This window comes from Nonomuraea sp. NPDC049758 (assembly GCF_040674635.1).
Classification (GTDB): Bacteria; Actinomycetota; Actinomycetes; order Streptosporangiales; family Streptosporangiaceae; genus Nonomuraea.
Genome location: NZ_JBFAMZ010000050.1, coordinates 1 through 18,987, shown reverse-complemented (window position 1 = coordinate 18,987; position 18,987 = coordinate 1). Strand labels below are relative to the sequence as shown.

18 protein-coding genes and 4 pseudogenes are annotated in these 18,987 nt (G+C 70.5%); 10 read left to right on the top strand and 12 right to left on the bottom strand.

Annotation, left to right across the window (positions count from 1 at the left end; all coding sequences use genetic code 11):
* From AB0J46_RS51305 to AB0J46_RS51290, 4 genes and pseudogenes are all read right to left on the bottom strand, one after another.
* Positions 1–134: pseudogene (locus tag AB0J46_RS51305) on the bottom strand (IS30 family transposase); the annotation flags it as partial.
* A gap of 201 nt (positions 135–335) precedes the next feature.
* The gene (locus tag AB0J46_RS51300; protein WP_364344624.1) at positions 336–1,265 is read right to left on the bottom strand and encodes a hypothetical protein; all 930 of its coding nucleotides are present in this window, start codon (positions 1,263–1,265) and stop codon (positions 336–338) included.
* A gap of 200 nt (positions 1,266–1,465) precedes the next feature.
* Positions 1,466–2,086, bottom strand: a complete 621-nt coding sequence (locus AB0J46_RS51295; RefSeq protein ID WP_364344621.1) for a class I SAM-dependent methyltransferase — start codon at positions 2,084–2,086, stop codon at positions 1,466–1,468.
* 134 nt (positions 2,087–2,220) lie between these two features.
* Positions 2,221–2,463 (bottom strand): annotated as a pseudogene (locus tag AB0J46_RS51290) (aldo/keto reductase); the annotation flags it as partial.
* Positions 2,464–2,561: 98 nt separating this feature from the next.
* On the opposite strand from AB0J46_RS51290, the gene AB0J46_RS51285 reads away from it, so the two are divergent.
* Positions 2,562–2,867 (top strand): hypothetical protein, encoded by a 306-nt coding sequence (locus AB0J46_RS51285; protein ID WP_364344618.1) that lies wholly within the window; start codon positions 2,562–2,564, stop codon positions 2,865–2,867.
* Positions 2,868–3,270: 403 nt separating this feature from the next.
* A complete protein-coding gene (locus tag AB0J46_RS51280) occupies positions 3,271–4,215 on the top strand; it encodes a C45 family peptidase (protein ID WP_364344616.1) in 945 nt (314 codons plus the stop codon).
* A gap of 322 nt (positions 4,216–4,537) precedes the next feature.
* Here AB0J46_RS51280 and AB0J46_RS51275 read toward each other — a convergent pair whose 3' ends face one another.
* The 5 genes from AB0J46_RS51275 to AB0J46_RS51255 form a co-directional block, all read right to left on the bottom strand.
* A complete protein-coding gene (locus AB0J46_RS51275) occupies positions 4,538–5,020 on the bottom strand; it encodes a hypothetical protein (protein ID WP_364344614.1) in 483 nt (160 codons plus the stop codon).
* A gap of 179 nt (positions 5,021–5,199) precedes the next feature.
* Positions 5,200–6,033, bottom strand: coding sequence for a universal stress protein (locus AB0J46_RS51270; protein ID WP_364344612.1), 834 nt, complete (start codon positions 6,031–6,033; stop codon positions 5,200–5,202).
* A 47-nt stretch (positions 6,034–6,080) separates the two neighbouring features.
* A complete protein-coding gene (locus AB0J46_RS51265; protein ID WP_364344610.1) occupies positions 6,081–6,986 on the bottom strand; it encodes a universal stress protein in 906 nt (301 codons plus the stop codon).
* 66 nt (positions 6,987–7,052) lie between these two features.
* Complete coding sequence (gene fdhF / locus AB0J46_RS51260) at positions 7,053–9,773, bottom strand: formate dehydrogenase subunit alpha (protein ID WP_364344608.1); 2,721 nt, start codon at positions 9,771–9,773, stop codon at positions 7,053–7,055.
* The gene (locus tag AB0J46_RS51255; RefSeq protein ID WP_364344606.1) at positions 9,770–11,443 is read right to left on the bottom strand and encodes an NAD(P)H-dependent oxidoreductase subunit E; all 1,674 of its coding nucleotides are present in this window, start codon (positions 11,441–11,443) and stop codon (positions 9,770–9,772) included. The genes fdhF and AB0J46_RS51255 overlap by 4 nt, the downstream gene beginning before the upstream one ends.
* An 85-nt stretch (positions 11,444–11,528) precedes the next feature.
* On the opposite strand from AB0J46_RS51255, the pseudogene AB0J46_RS51250 reads away from it, so the two are divergent.
* Both AB0J46_RS51250 and AB0J46_RS51245 read left to right on the top strand, forming a co-directional pair.
* Positions 11,529–11,684, top strand: a pseudogene (locus AB0J46_RS51250) (hypothetical protein); the annotation flags it as partial.
* 100 nt (positions 11,685–11,784) lie between these two features.
* Positions 11,785–12,003, top strand: coding sequence for a hypothetical protein (locus AB0J46_RS51245; RefSeq protein ID WP_364344627.1), 219 nt, complete (start codon positions 11,785–11,787; stop codon positions 12,001–12,003).
* Positions 12,004–12,012: 9 nt separating this feature from the next.
* On the opposite strand, the gene AB0J46_RS51240 is transcribed toward AB0J46_RS51245, so the two are convergent.
* Together AB0J46_RS51240 and AB0J46_RS51235 are read right to left on the bottom strand one after the other, a co-directional pair.
* Positions 12,013–13,638, bottom strand: a complete 1,626-nt coding sequence (locus AB0J46_RS51240) for an FAD-dependent monooxygenase (RefSeq protein ID WP_364344604.1) — start codon at positions 13,636–13,638, stop codon at positions 12,013–12,015.
* 82 nt (positions 13,639–13,720) lie between these two features.
* Positions 13,721–14,329, bottom strand: coding sequence for a TetR/AcrR family transcriptional regulator (locus tag AB0J46_RS51235; RefSeq protein WP_364344601.1), 609 nt, complete (start codon positions 14,327–14,329; stop codon positions 13,721–13,723).
* 97 nt (positions 14,330–14,426) lie between these two features.
* Here AB0J46_RS51235 and AB0J46_RS51230 point away from each other — a divergent pair, with 97 nt between their 5' ends.
* Positions 14,427–14,795: a DoxX family protein gene (locus tag AB0J46_RS51230; protein WP_364344598.1), complete on the top strand. Its 369-nt coding sequence runs from the start codon at positions 14,427–14,429 to the stop codon at positions 14,793–14,795.
* 388 nt (positions 14,796–15,183) lie between these two features.
* Here AB0J46_RS51230 and AB0J46_RS51225 read toward each other — a convergent pair whose 3' ends face one another.
* Positions 15,184–15,819, bottom strand: coding sequence for a TetR/AcrR family transcriptional regulator (locus tag AB0J46_RS51225; protein ID WP_364344595.1), 636 nt, complete (start codon positions 15,817–15,819; stop codon positions 15,184–15,186).
* A gap of 84 nt (positions 15,820–15,903) precedes the next feature.
* On the opposite strand from AB0J46_RS51225, the gene AB0J46_RS51220 reads away from it, so the two are divergent.
* The 5 genes and pseudogenes from AB0J46_RS51220 to AB0J46_RS51200 all read left to right on the top strand — a co-directional run bounded on the left by AB0J46_RS51220 (position 15,904) and on the right by AB0J46_RS51200 (position 18,932).
* A complete protein-coding gene (locus tag AB0J46_RS51220; protein WP_364344592.1) occupies positions 15,904–16,296 on the top strand; it encodes a DUF1761 domain-containing protein in 393 nt (130 codons plus the stop codon).
* Positions 16,293–16,703, top strand: coding sequence for a DUF1801 domain-containing protein (locus tag AB0J46_RS51215; RefSeq protein ID WP_364344589.1), 411 nt, complete (start codon positions 16,293–16,295; stop codon positions 16,701–16,703). Before AB0J46_RS51220 ends, AB0J46_RS51215 begins: the two co-directional genes overlap by 4 nt.
* Before the next feature lie 576 nt (positions 16,704–17,279).
* Positions 17,280–17,777 (top strand): annotated as a pseudogene (locus AB0J46_RS51210) (alkaline phosphatase D family protein); the annotation flags it as partial.
* 38 nt (positions 17,778–17,815) lie between these two features.
* Entirely contained in the window at positions 17,816–18,280 is a 465-nt protein-coding gene (locus AB0J46_RS51205; protein WP_364344586.1) for an alkaline phosphatase D family protein, read from the top strand.
* A 247-nt stretch (positions 18,281–18,527) separates the two neighbouring features.
* Positions 18,528–18,932 (top strand): STAS domain-containing protein, encoded by a 405-nt coding sequence (locus tag AB0J46_RS51200; RefSeq protein ID WP_364344583.1) that lies wholly within the window; start codon positions 18,528–18,530, stop codon positions 18,930–18,932.
* Positions 18,933–18,987 lie beyond the last annotated feature (55 nt).

The following is an 18,987-nucleotide window of genomic DNA, read 5'->3' as shown; positions in this document are numbered from 1 at the left end:
GATGCAGCAGCATTGTGTACCGGGTAGTGCGCTCGACCAGCGTGCCGATCGCGGAGCTGTCCCAGACCGATGATCAGGTCGCCTTCCCAGTGCCCGGGCACCGCCCGATCGGTGACTTCGGCGGGCCGCGCCGTCCGGGCGTGCGGCCTGGGGGCCGATCCCGGACGGCTGCGGGACACCGGGCCGGCCACCGCGCGCCAGCTCCGCCGTACCGACCGCACGAGGTCGGTACAAGGCCGGCTGGACGAACGACAATCCCGCCGTTGCGGCCGCGAGCTCACCGGTCCGGCCGAAGGCGCCGCGGTACGCGGCGCGTCACATCGGGGGCCGTGCTGTCAAGAATGGGCGGCCAGCGCCTGCGTCAGCCGCGGACGCGACGTGGAACGGACCCGGACGGCCGCCGCTGCCGCGACCACCACCGCCAGGAGCGCGCCGGCGGCGAGCAGGGTGGTCCCGTCGGGGTGGACGAGCGCCTGGCCACGCTGCGCCTGCCAGATCAGCAGCCCGGTGAGACCGGCGTAACCGAACGCGGCCACGATCACCAGCGGAACCCGGCGCACCCACAGCGCGATCAGCGGCAGCACCTGCAGCGCGTGCAGCCCGACGAAGTGGGCCACCCGCAGGTCGCCGCCACCGGTCGCCCAGCCCAGCAGCGGCATGCCCGCGCCGCCGTCCGCCGCGCCGACCGTGTGCGCGCCGATCGTGATCAGCTTGACGCCGCCGGCCAGCGCCTGCGCCTGCTCCGGCGTCGGCGCGGTCATCAGGTAGCCGACCGACATGCCCGCCAGCGAGATCGCCACCCCCAGCGGGATCGCCCAGGCCATCGCCCGGTTCACCCGGCGCTGCATCACCAGGAAGACCCCCAGCGCCAGCGTGAGCGCCCAGCCCAGGTAGGCGGCCCCTCCCATCAGCATGAACACCGACTTGTCGAGCGTGGTGGCGAAGTTGAAGTGGCTGCGCACCCCGCGTACCGCCTGGAAGGTGATCGCCGAGATCTCCGGCAGCACGAACAGCGTCACCGTGACGGTGCCCAGCCACCACAGGGTCCGTCGCCACCGCTCGACCTGGCTGATCATCCAGGCGAGGGTGAGCGCGTACAGGGCGAAGGAGGCGGCGAACTTGAACGGCTTGAGCCAGACCCCCTCGCCCATGACGGTCCGCCCGTCGATCACCAGGCCGACGCCGCTCACCAACGCGAGCGCCGCCATCGCGAGGGCGCAGGCGACGAGCGGGCCGTGCCAGGTTCTCCAGCGCAGGGAAGTCATGACGTCTCCTTCAGATCGACTGAGAACAACCCTGCTGGTCAGGCGCGACACGAACCAGAGACGTGATCATCGGCTGCACATGACATCGTCATGAATCGGGCAAGCGGGTCGTGGAGACGTCCCAGCCGCGTGGGCGACCGGCCCGTGCGCCGGCGCGAATCCCCTCCTCGCTGAGAACCTCACCGCCGCCCGGGCGCTGATCAACGTTCCCGGTCGGGTGCCTCGGTGAAGCGGCGGGTGGCCACCAGCGCGGCCAGGTCGGGTGCGAGCCGCAGTTCCGCCGTGTCCATGCCGGGGTGGTCGAGCCAGTGCATCCGGGTCCGGTCGACGCTCCCGGCGAACCGGGGCGGCCAGTGCCGGGCCGGGGTCAGGTCGTCGATGACCAGCGTCCCGCCGGGCCTGAGCAGCCGGTGGGGGTCGGCGGGCGGCTCGCCGTGCTTGCCCTGGCCGCCTCCGTCGAGGACGAGCAGGTCGTACGGCGCGTCCCGGTGGATCTCCCGCCAGTCGCCATGGACGACCGACACCTGTGGCTGATCGAAGAACACCTCGGCGGCCAGGGCCGCCGAGTCCGCGTCCCGTTCGACGCTGACCAACCGGGTCCCGGGACGCGCCCCTGACGCCAGCCAGGCGAGCCCCACCCCGCACCCCGTCCCGGTCTCGCCGATCATCTCGGCCCCGGCGGCCAGCGCCAGCAGCAACCGTCCCTGCTCGGGACGGCAGGACGTCCCGAAGCCCGCTCGCCGCGCGACATCGACCGCCCGCCGCACCAAAGGCGGTAATTGCGCGAGATCGGGGTACGTCGCCGTGCCCTCACGTGACATCGGTCCAGGCTAAGCCGGCCGACCGCCCTACGGCACCCATTGGTCGAAGCGGCCGACCGAGGGCCTGTAGACGAACTCGCGCGACATGTGGATGAAGTTCTGCGGGAACCGAGCGGGAAGGCGCTGACCTCGTCGAGCTGCTCCACTACCTCGGGCGGCAACTGCAGCTCACAGGCGGCGAGGTTGCCGGTGCGCTGGTCGAGCGTCCTGGCGCCGGAGATCGGATGGATCCAGGTGTGGTGCGCCCGGGTCCAGGCGAGGGCGACCTGGGAGGAGGAGACGCCGGGCTCGTCGGCGACGGCGTCGACCTCGGCGGCGATCGTCAGATGCCGGTCGGGTACGGCGTCGCTGCTGACTGCGGACGCTGACCGAAGCAGGCCACTACGAGGCTGCTCAGGAGCTGGCCGCGCTGCTGGCTGACAGGAGCAGACCGACGAACTGCGACATCCCGCTGCGGGAGGAGACCCTGTGGCGGATGCTCTACGAGACCGCGGCCCGGGCCGCGGAGATCCTGGCGCTGAACGTCGAGGATTTGGACCTGGAGCATCGGCGGGCGCCTGTCCGGTCCAAGGGCGGCGCGACCGAGTGGGTGTACTGGGACAGCGGCACCGCCCACCTGCTGCCCCGCCTGCTCCGGCTCCCGGACGGCAGCACGCGCACGCGCGGCCCGCTGTTCCTGTCCGAACGCCGCCCCGTCCCCGCCCGCCGCTCGGCGGCCGCCGACATCTGCCCGCACACCGGCCGCGGCCGCTGGGCTACGACCGCGCCCGCGTCCTGCTGAAGAAGTACGCCGGCCTCGATCTGCACCAGCTGCGCCACAGCGCCGCCACCCATCTCGGCGAGGCCGATGTCCCCCTGGAGCTCATCATGGGCAAGACCCGGCACAAGAACCCAGCACCGCCATGCGCTACGTCAAACCCGGACCTGAGGCCATCGCCAAGTCACCGAGATCCTGGCGCCCCGCCGCCGCACCCACTGATCAACCCAGTGGCGGCTGGCGGGGGCTGTAGGAGTTCCGGGCCATCACGTCACGGATCACCAACAGGCGAAGAAGCCCCAGGTCGCTACCGCTAGTTCGTGCACCCAGCCTCCTCGAAGGCCGATGGCGGCCACCTGGTGAATTACCCGCACAATTAGCTAGGTTGCCCTCACCTCGTCCGATTCTCACAGGGAAAGTGGCAGCCATGCGGCAACAGCACAAGACCTTCCGTGCGATCGAGGTCGGCGATGGCGGCGACGAGCGGTGGGCCGCCCACGCCCGGGCCCTGTGGCAGGACATGGAGGGCCTGCTGACCGAGGAGGGCCGGACTCCGGAGGGCGCGGATCGTGTTCGGGCGCTGTTCCGTGCGCACCTGCCGGAACTGGTCCCGGTTCTGGACCGCCTGGCCGGCCAACTCGACCGGCCCGAGGCGGAAGTCTTCCTCACCCACGCGGCACTGCGGCCGTTCTCCCAGTCCTGCACCCAGATCGGCCAGAACGGCACTCTGCTGCGCAACTATGACCTGCGGCCCGATCAGTGCGAGGGGACCATCGTCTCCTCCTGCTTCCTGCGCCCCGTGATCGGGATGCAGGACATGCTGTGGGGCTTGCTGGACGGGATGAACGACGCCGGTCTCGCGATCTCGCTCACCTGGGGCGGACGTTCTGTCTACGGACGTGGCTTCGCCATTCTCATCCTCGTGCGCTACCTGCTGGAGACGTGCGACACCGTCGATGAGGCGGTCGACAGGCTGCGGTCCCTGCCGGTCGCCGTCCCCCAGAACCTCACCCTTGTCGATCCCAAGAAGGCGATGACGGTGTTCGTGGGACCGGATATGCCGCCGACGGTGGCACCGGACGCCTGCGCCTCCAATCACCAGCACCTGCCGGTGACCGACGAGCAGGAACGGGCCATGCGGACGCAGGAGCGGCTGCGAGCCGTCCGCGCCGCGGGCGCGGACGTGGCGGCGATGCTCGAGCCGCCGCTGTATCGATCCGTCGACGAGCGGGGGACGGTAACGCTCTACACCGCCCACTACCGGCCCGCCGAGGGCCTTGTGACGTACTACTGGCCCGGTGAGTCCTGGCAACAGTCCTTCGGCGACTTCACACCCGGAACCCGCACCGTGACTTTGGGCCGGGCCAGCTGAAGAGCTTTCCGGACTCCTGCTCACCCCTGCACGAAGATCTTGCAAGAACCTGATGTCACCCACCGCAGACAAGCCCTCCCTCGGCTGGCCCTGCCACGCGGCAATCCCCCTGAACGGTCAGCGCCCGGGCTGCCTACGCGGGAAGCGATCTTCTCAACCCCTCTTGCGCCCCAGGCCAGCCCCATTCGTGAACACCCCCTCCGATTGCCTGCATGGTGGTGGCTCCCGGGGAGAAGGCGGGTATGGCTCGGGGCTGCGGTCCCGCCCACATTTCGCAGCGATGGCATGGTGTGCGTCTTTGAAGCCGGCAGGGGTTTCAGCGTCATGGCGCCGCGATACCTTTCACGATTCGCCGCAGATCACGCGCGGGGGCGGTGACCACGATGGCCAGGCCGAACTCTGGAGTCCAGGCGAACTTCCGGGTGGGCGTGGAGGCCCCCGTGTCGAGCAGTTTCCCCTGCACCCCGGCGATGGTCGCCGACTTCGGCTCGCCTCTGGACACGCTGCTCCACCAGGTGGCGCTCGGAACCGCCGCCCCACGCTGGATGGAGACAGTGACGGTGTCTTCGCCGTCCGGGCCGATCCACCGCCGGATGGTGGAACGCCAGCGTGGTGCCATGACGGTCTCCACAGGACCCGACCGCAAATTCGGATCATTGAAGGAGATCACGATGCCGTCGACGGACTCGCCCTGGCCTTCGGGAGGCGACTGGATGCCCTCGGCGATCCGTACCAGGTCCCCCTCCGGCAGGTGGTCCCCCCTGACCCGCACGCCGATTCCCGGCTTGACCAGCCACAGCAACACCCGGCCTGCCTGTCCGGTGGCTCCCGCGTAGGCCGGCTGGCCATGCACCGAGGCCGGACGTATATCAGTCAGCGACTCCTTCGGCGGTTCGGCCGCCGCCCGCGGGCGAGCTCCCTTCTGCAGCACGCGCCGTGCCCGGTCGCGGTCGTGCCGGAAGCGCCTGACCAGGCCGTAGGGACTCAGCGGGCGGCCTTGACGGGAGGCACCACGGCCACCGGGCAGACCGCGTGGTGGAGCACGCCATGGCTGACCGAGCCCAGCATCGCGGAGGTGAAGCCGCCCAGCCCGCGCGAGCCCACCACGACGAGGTCGGCCGTGGAGGAGGCGTTCCGAAGGGCGGCCACGGGGTGGTCGCAGACCTGATCGTCGGCGATCCGCACGTCAGGGTTCCCTTCCCGCCACGGCACGACCTGCTCGGCGGCCTCGCGGGCGTCCTGCTCGAAGCCCTCGCTGAGCACCCTGTAGGCGGTGGCGTACGAGGACAGCATCGGCGGCCGCCAGGCGTAGAGCACCAGGAGCTCCGCCTCCTGAGCGCGTGCCTGCGCCAGGGCGTACTCCATGGCGGCTTGGGACCGCCATCCGTCGTAGCCGACCACGATCCTGCCGTGCCGTACCGTGACGGCCTCCCGGACGACGACGACCGGGCTCGCGGCGTGCCCGGCCAGCGCGAGGCTCGTGGAGCCGAGCACCATTCCGGCGAAGCCGCTCAACCCTCTGCTGCCCAGCACCAGACTGTCGGCTCCCGCTGACTCCCGCACCAGGTCGTCCACCACCGGGCCCGGCAGGATCTCCGTGTCGACCTCCACACCCGGAGCCAGGCCGCGTGCCCGGTCCGCCGCCGATTCCAGCATCCCGGCACAGTACTCGGCCGTCCCGGCGTCGCGGGCCCACTGCTCGCACACGTGCACCAGGCGCAGCTCCAGCGAGCGTCTGCGGGCGTCAGTCGCGCCCCAGTCGACCGCCGCCATCGAGGGCGGGGAGCCGTCCACGCCCGCCACGATCCGGCCAGCCATCGCTTTCGTCTCCCCCAGCTCTTCGCCTACCTCAGCCCGGCCCCCGCTCATCCGGGCGGCAGCCGCGGGTTCAGCACGTCGGCAGGGGTCACCGCGACCGGGCACCAGGATTCGAGCAGCGCGGTCTGGGTGACGGGGCCGAGCAGCAGGCAGGCGGGAGCTCCGTTCCCCCGGCTGCCGAGGACGAGGAGCGTGGCGTCCTTCGTCGAGTCGACCAGTACACGTTGGGGGCGTTCGGTCACGAACTCGGTGAACACCGTCACCTCGGGGCGTCTGGCGGCCAGGTGGGAGACGACCTCCCGGAAGCGGGCCTCGGCGCCCCTGCGCAGCGCGTTGGAGTCGACGAAGGGGAGCGGATCCGGCCAGGACACCGATCCGCAGTCCGCCCAGCAGCACAGTGCCGTCACGCTGCCGCCGCGCAACGCCGCCTCGTCCAGCGCGAAGTCCAGGGCCGCCAGGCTGGGCGGCGAGCCGTCGAGGCCGACGACGACGCGGACGTCCTGGCCGTCGGGTGGCCGGAGGGACGGACGTACGACGACGACGGGCCTGACGCTGTGCGCGGGCACCTGCACGGCGGCCGATCCCACCTGGAGCCCTTCGAATCCACCCTGGCCGCGGGATCCGAGTACGGTCAGCTCCGCCCCGTTCGCGACCTCCAGCAGCACCGCGGCGGGCGTGCCCTTCCCGAGGACCGGCTGGACGTCCACCTCCGGGGCCAGCTCCTTGGCGCGGCGCACGCCCTCGTCGACGACGCCGAGGGCGACCTGCTCGATCTGCGTGAGGAGCTCCTCCGCGACCGGCCTCGGCGCGTAAGGCCAGTGCAGGGCGTGGCAGACCAGCACGGGCAGCCGCCGCAGCCGTGCCTCCTCGACCGCCCAGCGCAGCGCGTCACGGCTCTCGGGTGAGTCGTCGTAGCCGACCAGGATGGGCCGGTCGGCCTGGTCATCGCGCACTGCCGCCTCCTGGACGAGGAATGGTCCTGCCGGATGAGCCTTCCCGCCGCCCCTGCCGGATCAGCCTCACCGGCCGGGAAACTCTTGGTCTGTCTCGCTTGCCCTGGCTTTTCCGCCAACGGGCTCCAGTCGCACCGCCGTGACCTTGTACTCGGGGCATGACGTCGCGGCGTCGCCGCGATCCGAGGTGAGGGCATTGACTCCGCTGGCGGGGAAGTGGAAGGCGCAGAACACCTGGCCGGGTGTCACGTCATCGCTGACCTGGACGGTCAGGTGCGCCTCTCCGTAGCGGCTGCGCACCGTGACGCGGTCGCCGTCGCCCAGGCGGTGGCGGGCCGCGTCGACGGGATGGACGTCGAGCCGGTCGGTGGGGTCGAGCAGGAGGTTGTCCGTACGCCGCGTCATGCCGCCGGAGTTGTAGTGCGCCCAGCGCCGCCCTGTGACCAGAACCAGCGGGAAGCGGTCGTCGGGCTCCTCGCCGGGCGGCAGGTACGGCACGGCGCCGAGGTGCGCCAGCCCGTCCGGGGTGGCGAACCGTTCCCGGTAGAGCGAGGACTCGCCGGGCCGGTCGGGATGACGGCACGGCCAGGGGACGGCCCCTTCCCGGTCGAGCCGTTCGTGCGACAGACCCGCGAAGACGGGGGCCAGCCGGCCGCACTCGGCCAGGGCCTCGGCGGGCGTGGCGCATCCGAGGTCGGCGCCGAGCGCCGCGGCGACCGCGTGGATGATCTGGAAGTCGGGCCGCGCGGCTCCCGGCGGGGCGAGCGCGGCCCGCACCCGCTGGAAGCGGCGGTCGAAGTTGACGAACGTGCCTTCCTTCTCCAGCCAGGACGCGGCGGGGAACACGACGTCGGCCCTGCGTGCGGTCTCCGACAGGAACAGCTCGTCGCAGATCACGAGCTGGCACCTCTCCAGGGCCTGGACGACCTGGTTGCTGTCGGGATCGGTGGCGCACACGTCCTCTCCGAGGATCCACAGGGCGCGCAGCTCTCCGGAGCGGGCGGCGGCGAACATCTCCGGGATCCGCAGGCCGGGCCCGGGCGGGACGGGCACGCCCCACACGCGTTCCGCGCGGAGGCGGGCGTCGGCGTCGGTCACCTTGGCGTATCCAGGCAGGAGGTCCGGCAGCGCGCCCATGTCGGACGCGCCCTGGACGTTGTTCTGGCCGCGCAGCGGGTTCACGCCGAACCCGCGTCCGGTGCCGACCGCTCCGCGAAGGATGGCGAGGTTGGACAGGGCGCGTACGCCGTCCGTGCCGTGCAGGTGCTCGGTGACGCCCAGCCCGTAGACGATCGCCGGTCTCTCCGCCAGGCCGAACAGCCGCGCGGCCGCGACGACGTCGGAGGCGGGCACGCCGGTGACGGCGGCCGTACGGTCGGGGGAGTAATCGGCGAGCAGCGCGGTGAGCTCGGGCAGGCCGGCCGACCGCTCGCGCAGGAACTCGTCGTCGATCAGGCCCTCGGCCAGCATCACGTGGGCGATCGCGTGGAAGAGGGCGACGTTGGCGCCGGGACGGGGGCGCAGGTGGACGTCGGCATGGCGGGCCAGGCCCACCGCACGCGGGTCGGCGACGACGAGCCGCGTCCCGCGCAGCACACGCTGGAGGAGTCGCGCGCCGACCACGGGGTGCGCCTCGACCGGGTTCGCGCCCACGAGCAGCAGGCAGTCGGCGCTTTCCACGTCCTCGAAGGGGTCGGTCCCGCCCGGCAGGCCGAACGCCGCGGTCAGGCCGGCCGCCGACGGGGCGTGGCACAGCCGTGAGCAGTTGTCGACGTTGCTGGTGCCGATCACCGTACGCATGAACTTCTGCAGCAGGTAGTTCTCCTCGTTGGTCGCCCTGGCCGAGGAGATCGCCGCCACCGCGCCGGGGCCGCCCGCCGCGACCGCCGCGCGAAGCCCTCGGGCCACGTGGCCGAGGGCCTCCTCCCAGCTCACCGGTTCCAGGCGGCCGTCGCGGCGCAGCAGCGGCCGGGTGAGCCGGTCGGGCGAGCGGAGGAACCCGTGGGCGAAGCGGCCCTTGACGCAGGCGTGGCCCCGGTTGACGGGGCCGTCGCGGGCAGGCAGCACGGCGGTCACCGAATCGCCGCTGGTCAGCACGTCCAGAGAGCAGCCGACCCCGCAGTAGCCGCAGGTGGTGCGGGTACACGGCAGTTCCGGCGCCCGGTCGCCGCCGGGCAGGCCGGGCTCGGTGAGCGCGCCGGTGGGGCAGGTGTCGACGCAGCCGCCGCACGCGACGCAGTCGGACTCCGCCCACGGCCCTCCCGTGCCGGGCGCGACCACCGTGTCGGAGCCCCGTCCGGCCAGGGTGAGGGCGAAGGTGCCCTGGACCTCGGCGCACATGCGCACGCACCGGCCGCAGGCGATGCACAGGTCCCGGTCGAGGCGGACGTACGGATGGCTGTCGTCGCGGCCCCGGCCGCCGGCTCCCCGGGCCGTGTCCGGCGCGATGCCGAGGTCGTGGCAGACCCTGGCCAGCTCGCTGCCGCCGTGCTCGCCGTCCAGGGCGTGCGGCGGCAGGACCGAGACGATGACCTCCACGGCCTCGCGGCGCAGGACGCGCAGGTCATCCGCGTCGACCTCGATCGGGGCGTCCTCTGCGGCCGGTGTCACGCACGCGGCGACCACCTTGCCGCCGGCTCTCACCAGGCAGGCGCGGCAGGAGCCGGCCGGCGTCAGGCGGTCGTCGTGGCACAGCGTGGGCAGGCCGATCCCGGCCGCGCGCACGGCGTCGAGGACCGAGGCGCCCTCGGCCACGTGCGCGGTCGTCCCGCCGACGCGCACCCTCACCGGTCCCACCCCGCCAGCCGGGCGCCGAAGGCGCGGACGAGGCTGCGCACGGCCGCCGGGACGCGCCGCCCGAAGGCACACAAGCTGGCCTCACCCATGACCCGCAGCAGCCGCTCGTACTCCTCGCCCGGCTGCGCGGCCCGGACGATCTCCAGCCCCCTGCGGGACCCGACCCGGCAGGGCGAGCAGGCGCCGCAGCTCTCGGCCGCGGCGAACTCCCAGACGTGGCGCAGCACCTCCAGAGGCTCGACCCGCCGGTCGAAGGCGACCAGCCCGGCATGCCCGAGCGCCGCTCCGCGGCCGGCCAGCTGCGTCTCCGACAGCGGCACGTCGAGCTGATCGGCGGCGAGGAACCCCCCCAGAGGCCCGCCGACCTGGACGACGGCCAGTTCCGCGCCTTCGCGCAGGCCGCCGCCGAGCTCGTCGACGATCCTGCGCACCGGCGTGCCGATCTCGACCTCGTAGCAGCCGGGCCGGGCGAACCGTTCGGACAGGCAGACCAGCTTGGTGCCGGTCTCCGACGGTGTGCCGCGCGCGGCGTAGGCGGTCCCGCCGTGCCGGACGATCCAGGGGATCGCGGCCAGCGTCTCGACGTTGTTCACGACGGTGGGGGCGTCCCACAGGCCGTGCTGTGTCGGGTACGGCGGGCGCGGCCGGGCGCAGCCGCGGCCGCCTTCGAGCCCCGCGACGAGGGCGGTCTCCTCACCGGCGACGTAGGAGCCCGAGCCCTCGGCCACCTCGATGTCGAGATCGACGTCGGTGCCGTGCACCCGCCGTCCCAGATGTCCGTCGGCACGGGCCTGCTCGACCGCCGTCCGCATGGTCGCCAGCGCGCGCGGGTACTCCGACCGGACCAGCACCACGCCACGGCTGCTTCCGCAGGCGAAGCAGGCCAGCGCCAGCCCCTCCAGCACCCGCCCCGGATCCGCCTCCATCAGCAGCCGGTCCGCGTAGGAGCCGGGATCGCCCTCGTCGCCGTTGGCGACCACCACGGTGCCGGGCGAACGTCCGGCCGCGGCCCATTTGGCGGCGACGGGGAACCCCGCTCCGCCGCGCCCGCGCAGCCCGGAGGCCGCCACCTCGCGCAGGACCCGTTCCGGCGCGCCGGCCCGCAGCACGTCCGGCCACACCTGCCAGGCGTCCTGCCCCTGGACGACGCCCGCCAGCACGACGGGAGCGCCCGTGACGTCGGCGGCGGGGATCGGCGGGGCATGGGGGAGCGCGCGGCCGGAGAGCTGGGCGGCGAGCGCCGGGCCCGCGCACGGCGTGTCGCCGTCGAGGCAGGCGGGGCCAGCGTAGCAGTAGCCGAGGCAGCGGACACCCTGCAGGGAGACCTCCCCGTCCGCGGAGACCTGATCGACGCCGACCCCCAGAACCTCTTCGACCTCGCGGACGTGCCGGCCGGCCCGAGCGGCGAAGCAGGCCGCCGCGGTGCAGACCCGTATGTGACGCCGGCCGTGCGGAGCGGCCAGATCGGCGTAGAAGGTGGCCGGCCCGAGCCCCGCGGCCGCGGGCAGCCCGAACCGCCTGGCCGTTTCCGGGGCCCAGGTCTCGGCGGGCCCGTGCCCGGCCACGGCGGCCTCGGTGAGGGCGTCGAGCAGCCGGACCCCGGGACGGCCGCGACGGTCCGCCAGGGCGCGGAACGCGTCGAACCAGCTGTGAGCACCCACGTTCCTCTACATGCACCCTTGGTCCTGGCCACCACACCCCGGCGAGGGTCAGGCTTGGGCAAGGGACTGTCCACGATCGTGCTGAGTGGTTTCTGGTTACCCGTGTCTTGATGTCGGTTTCGGGGAGGTGGAGGTCGAGGGCCTGCGAGTGCGGGGGAGGGGGGTGCGTGAACCGATCGTTGCCGGCATCGACGGCTCCGCATCATCGACCGCCGCGGTGGAATGGGCCGGGGCCGACGCCCAGCGCAGAGGGCTGCCGCTGCGGCTCGTGCACGTGTACGAGCAGTGGTCGCACGGCATGATCTGCCGCCGCCGACTGGCTGGTGCTCGGCAGCCAGGGGATGGGCGGGTTCAGCAGACTGGTGCTCGGGTCGGTGAGCCTGGCCATGGCGGGGCACGCCATCGGCACCGTCGTAGGGGGGGCGTCGAACAGCCGGTCCGGTCGGCTGCTCTCCTGGACGCGCAGGAGAGCCACGCCCAGGGCGGTCGCGCCGATTCTGACCAGACTTTCGGGGACGGCCGGTTCTTGCGTCACGGGGTTGTCCAGCGCCTCTTCTTGACAGGTGAGGTCACGGGCGGGCGCCCAGGGCGCGGAAGTAGTCGCTCACGGGTGCGAAGTCGACGCTGTCGCCGCGGAAGCCGACGTACTTGTCCGGGCGGATCAGGTACAGGCTGGGGCGGCGCACGCCGTAGCGGTTGTGCGCCTCGCTGCGCAGGTCGGCGAAGACTCCGTCCATGGGGTCGTGCGGCAGGTGGCCGCGGGTGATGACATGGGCCTCACCGTGCCCGGCCATCGCCTCGTGCGCAGAGGCGTGCCAGGCGGCCAGGGTGGCGGAGTCCGTCGTGTCCGCCGCGAACAGGACGAGGTGGTGGCCGGGCGTCCGGAGGAGGTGACGGAGCGCCACCGGCCCCTCACGGTTCTCCACGTAGACGTCCCGAACCAGCTCGCCGGCTTCCGGTCCGGTGCAGGCGACGTCACTCCACGCTCTGGCCTGCGACTCGTGCCAGCGTTCGAAGACGAGATCACTGTCGCGATAGTGGACGAGGTGTTCGCCGAAGGCGTTCGACAGCCGCTGCTGCACGGGGTTGAGCCGGCCGAACAGGCGCAGCGCGTGCCGCCTGACTCTGCGGGCGACCAGCGTGCTGCCGGTGGCGGCCTTCGTGGTGGCCGAGGTCGCCTCGACCACGGCCTTGACCACGGGCCGGCGTTCGGCCTCGTAGCTGTTCAGAAGGGACTCCTCGGCGCGCCCGGTGACGACGAGCGCGAGTTTCCAGCCCAGGTTGTAGGCGTCCTGCATGCCGGTGTTCATGCCCTGGCCGCCCACCGGGCTGTGGCTGTGCGCGGCGTCGCCGGCCAGGAGGATCCGGCCCTGGCGAAGCCGGTCGGCCAGGCTCTCGCGGGCCACGAACGACGAACTCCACTGCAGATCGCGTACGCGAGAGTCCAGGGGTGTGCGTTCGGCGACGTAGGCGGCGAAGTCGTCCAGCCCTGGGTTCTGCGGCGGCCGGTCGTCCGGCGTGCTGGCCAGGATGCGCCAATAGCCCCCGATCATGGGGAAGACGGCCACGAGGCCGGACTTGCCGAAGTAGACATGGAAGCGGTCCCGTGTGAGCGGCCAGTCCACGGCGACGTCGCCCAGGATGAACCCCCGCTTCAGGTCGGCTCTCTGCCGGGTGATGCCTGCCGTCTCACGCACGGTGCTGTGGGCGCCGTCGGCGCCGATCAGCCAGCGGGTTTCGCACCGTTCGCCGCGACCGTCTTCGTGGTCGAGTTCCACGCTGACGCTGTGCTCGCCAGCTTGCTGCCCGACCAGGCGGGTGCCCCATTCGATGGCGACTCCGAGTTCCTCGGCGCGCTCACGCAGCAGCGCGACCGTCTGCCACTGCGGGATGCACAGGTCCAGCGGGAACGGGGAGTCCACGGCCGTCACGTCCATCTCGGCCAGGGCCGTCGTGCCCTGGTAGAAGTTCAGCGTGTGCAGCGGGACGCCTCGTTCGATGGCGGCTTGGGCCAGCCCGAGATCGTCCAGCATCTCCAGCGATCTCGCCACGATCGACACCGCCCGGCTTTCGCGGTGGTCCGCGCGTCCGGCGTCGATGATCCGTGGGATCACTCCCCGCCGTGCCAGGTCGATGGCCAGCACCAGGCCGGTCGGCCCCGCGCCGACGATGAGAACGTCCGCTTTCGTACTCACAAAGCCACCCTCGTAGAACGAATGATCGTTCTTTTAGAAGAGCATGATCCTCCGATCGTCGTCAAGAGCGAATGTTCCTTCTCTATGGGGCGGCTTGCGCGGGCGCCGACATCAGGGCTCGCATGCCGCTCCTGAAGGTCACCGAATCCGCGTGGCCGTAGACCGCGCGGCGTACCAGGAACCCGTCGACCAGAGCCATCAGGACGTCGGCCACGTGCTCGGCCGGGACGTCGGCGGGAAGCAGCCCGCGCTGTTGGTGCCGCGCCACCAGGCCGCCGACCACGCTGCGGGCCTCCGTCATGACCTCCTTCAGCTTCGCGCCGAGCGACGGCGATCGCAGAGCCTCCGACCAGACCTGGACCAGCAGTTGGGCCGACTCCTGCGATCCGGACAGCGGCGGGCGTTCGACCCCCAGCACGAGATCGACGATGTTGTCCAGATCTGGCGGCCATGCGTCGTCCTCCGCCTCGAAGGCCGACGCGACCTCGGCCAGAGCCTCGGTGGCGGTCGCCGCGATGATGTCGTCCTTGCTGTTGAAGTAGCGGTAGACGGCCCCGGCCGACAACTCGGCCTCGGCCAGTACGTCCTGCATGGACGTCGCGTGGAAGCCGTTGCGGATGAAGCAGCGCCGGGCGGCGTCCAGGATCTGGCGGCGGCGGGCTTCCAGGTGCTCCTTGGGCATGCGTGGCATGGGATCACAACGTAGAACGAACATTCGTACTTGACAACTTTGCCGCCTTACTCTTAGAAAAAGAATGTTCGCTCTCTTTACTGCGAAAGGTCGCACCATGTCGTTCGCCGCCAGCACCCTGAGCGCTCTGGTCGCTCTCGTCTTCCTCCTCGCCGGCGCCCAGAAAGTCCTGTTACGGGATCCCGTGACGGCCAACCTGCTCAGGCTCGGCGTCGGCTCGACGATGACCCGCTCGATCGGCACCCTGGAGATCGCCGGCGCGCTCGGGCTCGCGGCCGGCCTCTGGTTCAAGCCGCTCGCCGTCGCGGCCGCCGCCGGTCTCACGGTGCTGTTGATCGGCGCAGTGGGATTCCATCTCCGCGCCCGCGACTTCGCGCACCGGCGCCACCGCTCCCACGCCGTGGCGCCCATGGTGCTGGCCGTGGTCACCGGAACCACCATGGCCTTGTTGCTCGCGACTTCCTGAGCGAAGAGCGCGGTGACAACACCGCTTCAGCGCTTGGGTCGCATGGAACTGAAAGCGAGCGAACGCTCCCTCATCCTCGACCTTGCGCTTCCCCTGGCCGAAGACCGCCGCCGCGAATCCGTCCGCACCATCGCCACCGGGGTCCCGGCGTCGTCCACAAGACGCTCACCGACGCCAAGGACAAGGACATGTGAGCCACCCGGCAAACCGGTCCCCTGTCGGAGACGGCCATCCACAGCCGAGCCCCGGTTCCAGAAGCCGCCCTCCGACCTGCGGTTTTCGATGAACGCGGCCAGTTTCAACCGCATTCCGCCGGCACTCGCTCATAGGCGTACGACGGGCGCCTCCGGCATTCTGGTAGTCGTGCACAGGCGGTCTGCTCGCCGGGCTACCGAGGAGTGAAGGCGGCGAGAAAGACGCGGGTGCCCTCGTCGGCGAGTTCGGTCAGTTCCTCGGGGGACCCGGCGGCCGCGTCGCCCAGGAAGGCGACCCGGTTGGTGGGAATCGAGGAGGTCAGCCAGGTGAACAAGTAGGCGGCGCGCTCTGGGTCGGGGGTGTTCAGCAGGCCGCGTTCGGTCAGCCTTGCGAAGGTTTCCGCGAGAAGTTTGAGCGTGCGTCCCCAGCTCCGCTCGAAGTACTCGCGTCCAATGGCCGGGAAGCGCTCCGCTTCGGCGATGACCAACCGTCGCATCTGCAGGACCTCCCGGTTCATCAACCCGGCCAGGGTCATCCGTGCGTGGTCCCGCAAGGCGGTCTCGATGTCGTCCGTCTCCGCGAGCGCGCGGATTGCGGGCTTGAAGTGCTCATAACCGCGATCAACGGTGTCCAGGACGACACCGGCGAACAGATCCTCTTTGTCGGCGAAGTACTGGTACACCGTCCGCTTCGAGGCTCCTGCCGCGGCGGCCACCGCATCCATGCTCGTACCGACGTAGCCGTGGGCGGTGAACACCGACCTCGCGGCCGTGAGAATCTCCTGGCGCTTGCGCGCCGAGCGGACCTCGGCCCGTGCCGAAGCGGTCAACGAACTCCTCCTTGACAGAGAACACTACCCAGTTTAGTTTTACCACGCATAAACGGTACCGTTTAGTTTACCTGGAGGCGATCCATGGGTAACGTGATCTCCGTCATTGCCGCATCGATCGCGGTGTTCGTACTCAGCTCGACCTACTACGCCCTGCTCGCCCCGGCCGAGAAACGTCTACTGGGTGACCGTGCTCCGGACCGAGGCGACCGGCCGCCACCACTGAAGATCCTCCTGGAGCTGGCGCGCGGCGTCGTGATCGCCGTCGTGATCGCGGGCTTGGCCGAGTACGCCGGAATCACCGGGGCAGGCCCGATGATGGCGCTCGGCCTGGTGCTGTGGGTCGGATTCCCGGCAGTGCTGCTCACCGGGTCCATGATGTGGGAGAAGACACCCGCCGTCACCGCAGCGCTGCACGCCGGCGACTGGCTGATGAAAATTCTCGTTACCTCGGCGATCGTGGGTGCCTGGCTGTGAACGACGTACGCCCCTATGAGACAGACCCTCGTGTAGACGACTACATCGACGCCCTGCCCGGATGGCAGCAGGACATCTGCCGGCAGGTTCGGGACCTGATCCACGCCGCGGACCCCGAGATCGGCGAGACCATCAAGCGAACGGTCCGGCCCTACTTCGTGCTCCAGGGCAACGTGTGCGCACTGCTCGCCGCCAAGGACCACGTCAACGTTTTTCTGTACGACGGCGCCATCGTCCCCGACCCCGAAGGCATCATCACGGCCGGCCACCACAACAAGACCGCCCGCACGGTGGCTTTCCGTGAAGGAGAAACCATCAACGCTCCTGCTCTCACTGTCATGTTCCGTCAGATCATCGCCAACAACCGAGCAGGCGGGTGGCGCAAGCTCAAAAAACAACTTGAATAGGCGTGGGCGGTGGAGATGGTGCCGATCTGCCCGGTGGCATCGAACGATGACTCAGCCGAGGCGACGACAACCAGGAACCAGGCGGTCGAAGACCATGTCGTGTTCCAACAGCAGCACGAGGACGGCCGGTCCGGGCCGGACCCGCACTGTGCCGGCACCTTCGCCTGCACGTACTCACCCCCCGGCCACCACAGCCGCGCAGACCATCACCGTCACCGCCGCCTACGACTACGACACCTGTCCGGCCCGCTCCACCCGTGCCGCGCCCGGCCCCGGAAGCGGGCGGGAATCACGTCAGCGAGACAGAGGAGCGGAGCCTCGTCACTGACGAGGTGGGCACGAAAGTCAGTCAGGTGCAAGGCGAAATATTCCGACGGACGTCTCGTACGTCAAACCCGGCCGGGCTGGAGTGCCACCACTGTTGGAAGTTGATACGCACTGGGGCCGCTTCATCTGTCTGCATCTGCCAGGCGTATCCTCGGCCGCCCCCGCGGGCTGTCGTAGCTGCGAACTCCTCCATACCTGCACCGTCGAACCGAGAAGTCTGGTGTGGGACGGCGAGAGTTCCCTCGCTACATGGCTCAACAGCGTATTCATAGCTTTCGGGCGAATATGGCAGTGGCATCCGAGCGTCCTGACCTCGTCCTGAACCTGGGAGATTACATCTCCGAGCAAGAAAGCGACCATCTGCTCGGTCCCACCGGAAACGTCCGCGACCACGCGAGGCCGGAAGCCGCGACCCTGGCGGACTACAGGCGCCGCCATGCCCTGTACAAGACCGACCCCGACCTGCAGGCCGCGCACGCCGCCGCGCCTTGGGTGGTCGTCATGGACGACCATGAGGTGCTCAACAACTGGACCAACCTCATACCTGCCGAACGCCGCCAGAACGCCTTCCGCGCCTACTACGAGCACATGCCACTGTGGCCGGGCGCCCGCCCCGGAGGCACGGTCATCCAGCTCTACCGGCGCCTGCGCTGGGGCAGCCTCGCCACCCCGTACGTGCTGGACACCCGCCATTACCGTGATCCGCATCTGTGCGGCGCCGGTTCAGCCAGTTGCCCGCTTTCGGCGGGACCGAGCCGTATCATGCTCGGTCTGGACCAGGAGCAATGGCTCCTGGACGGCTTGCGGAGCTTTCCCGGGCACGCTGGGACCTGCTCGGCCAGCAGGTCTTCTTCGGGCAGCGCGACCGCGACCCCGGAGGCGAGCGGTCGGTCCGCCAGGACGCCTGGGACGGCTACACCGCCGCGCGCCTGCGTGTCAGCGAGGGCTGGATCCAGGCGGACGCGCGCAATGTCGCCGTGCTCACCGGCGACGTCCACGCCCACTGGGCGGGCAACCTCGTCATCGACTACGACGATCCCGCCTCGCGACCGATCGGCGCCGAGTTCGCCGTCACCTCGATCACCAGCGGCGGGGACGGCCACGACATCGCTCCCGCCACCGACCCGCTCCTGGCCGCGAACCCGCATCTGAAGCTGCACATTCGCCACTGCGGCTACCTGATGCTCCAGGAAACGGCGGCCACCCTCACCCTGCCCGACCGAGGCCAGGGCCTGACGGGGCTCATCTGACGGGAAGCTCTGGGGCGCAAGGGTTCCAATCGGAGCCCCGCCGGCCGCATGACGCCAAGCCTCAGGCTCGCCCGGCATCGTCTTCGGCCCTGCGGGACCGCTGGCGTCCTTCCAGCCAGGCTGCGTCATAAGTCGCAGTGAATGCGCCGTGTGCGCCTCTCTGAGGTCTTCGTTTGTAAGCCTGATCATTGCATAGAGCAAGAAGGCTGCTACCCTGGACGCCGGTGAGCCGGGAAGTCTGGTCGGCATGATCTGTCAGCTGTCCAGGAAGGCCTTCGATGAGCTCGCCCCTCATGCCGACGCCCGGGCTGCGTCCTGTTCCTGCTTGGCGGTGGCCCTGCAGGGCTGGTGGTGCCTTCCGCCCGCATGGCTGGATGTGAGTCCGATGGCCCTGGCGTTGCACGTCAGTGTGTTCACTGTCGACTTCCGCATCGTTGTGGTCCGGGTCGAGGGCGTGCTCGACATGGATTCATATCCGGTTCTTCAGGTCAGGCTGGCTGAGGCCCTGACGTTTCACCGGCCTCCGCTTGTCGCGGTCGACGTCAGCGGCGTGCCGTCCGCGGACTCGTTCGGATTGTCGGTGCTCATCGCGGCCGAGCAGCACGTACATGCTCTAGTACTACAGCGAGCCTTTGAGATCTCTAGCGTGTAAACATGCCAGATGACTTAACCGCTGCTGATCTGCGGGAGTGGGTTACGGGACTGGA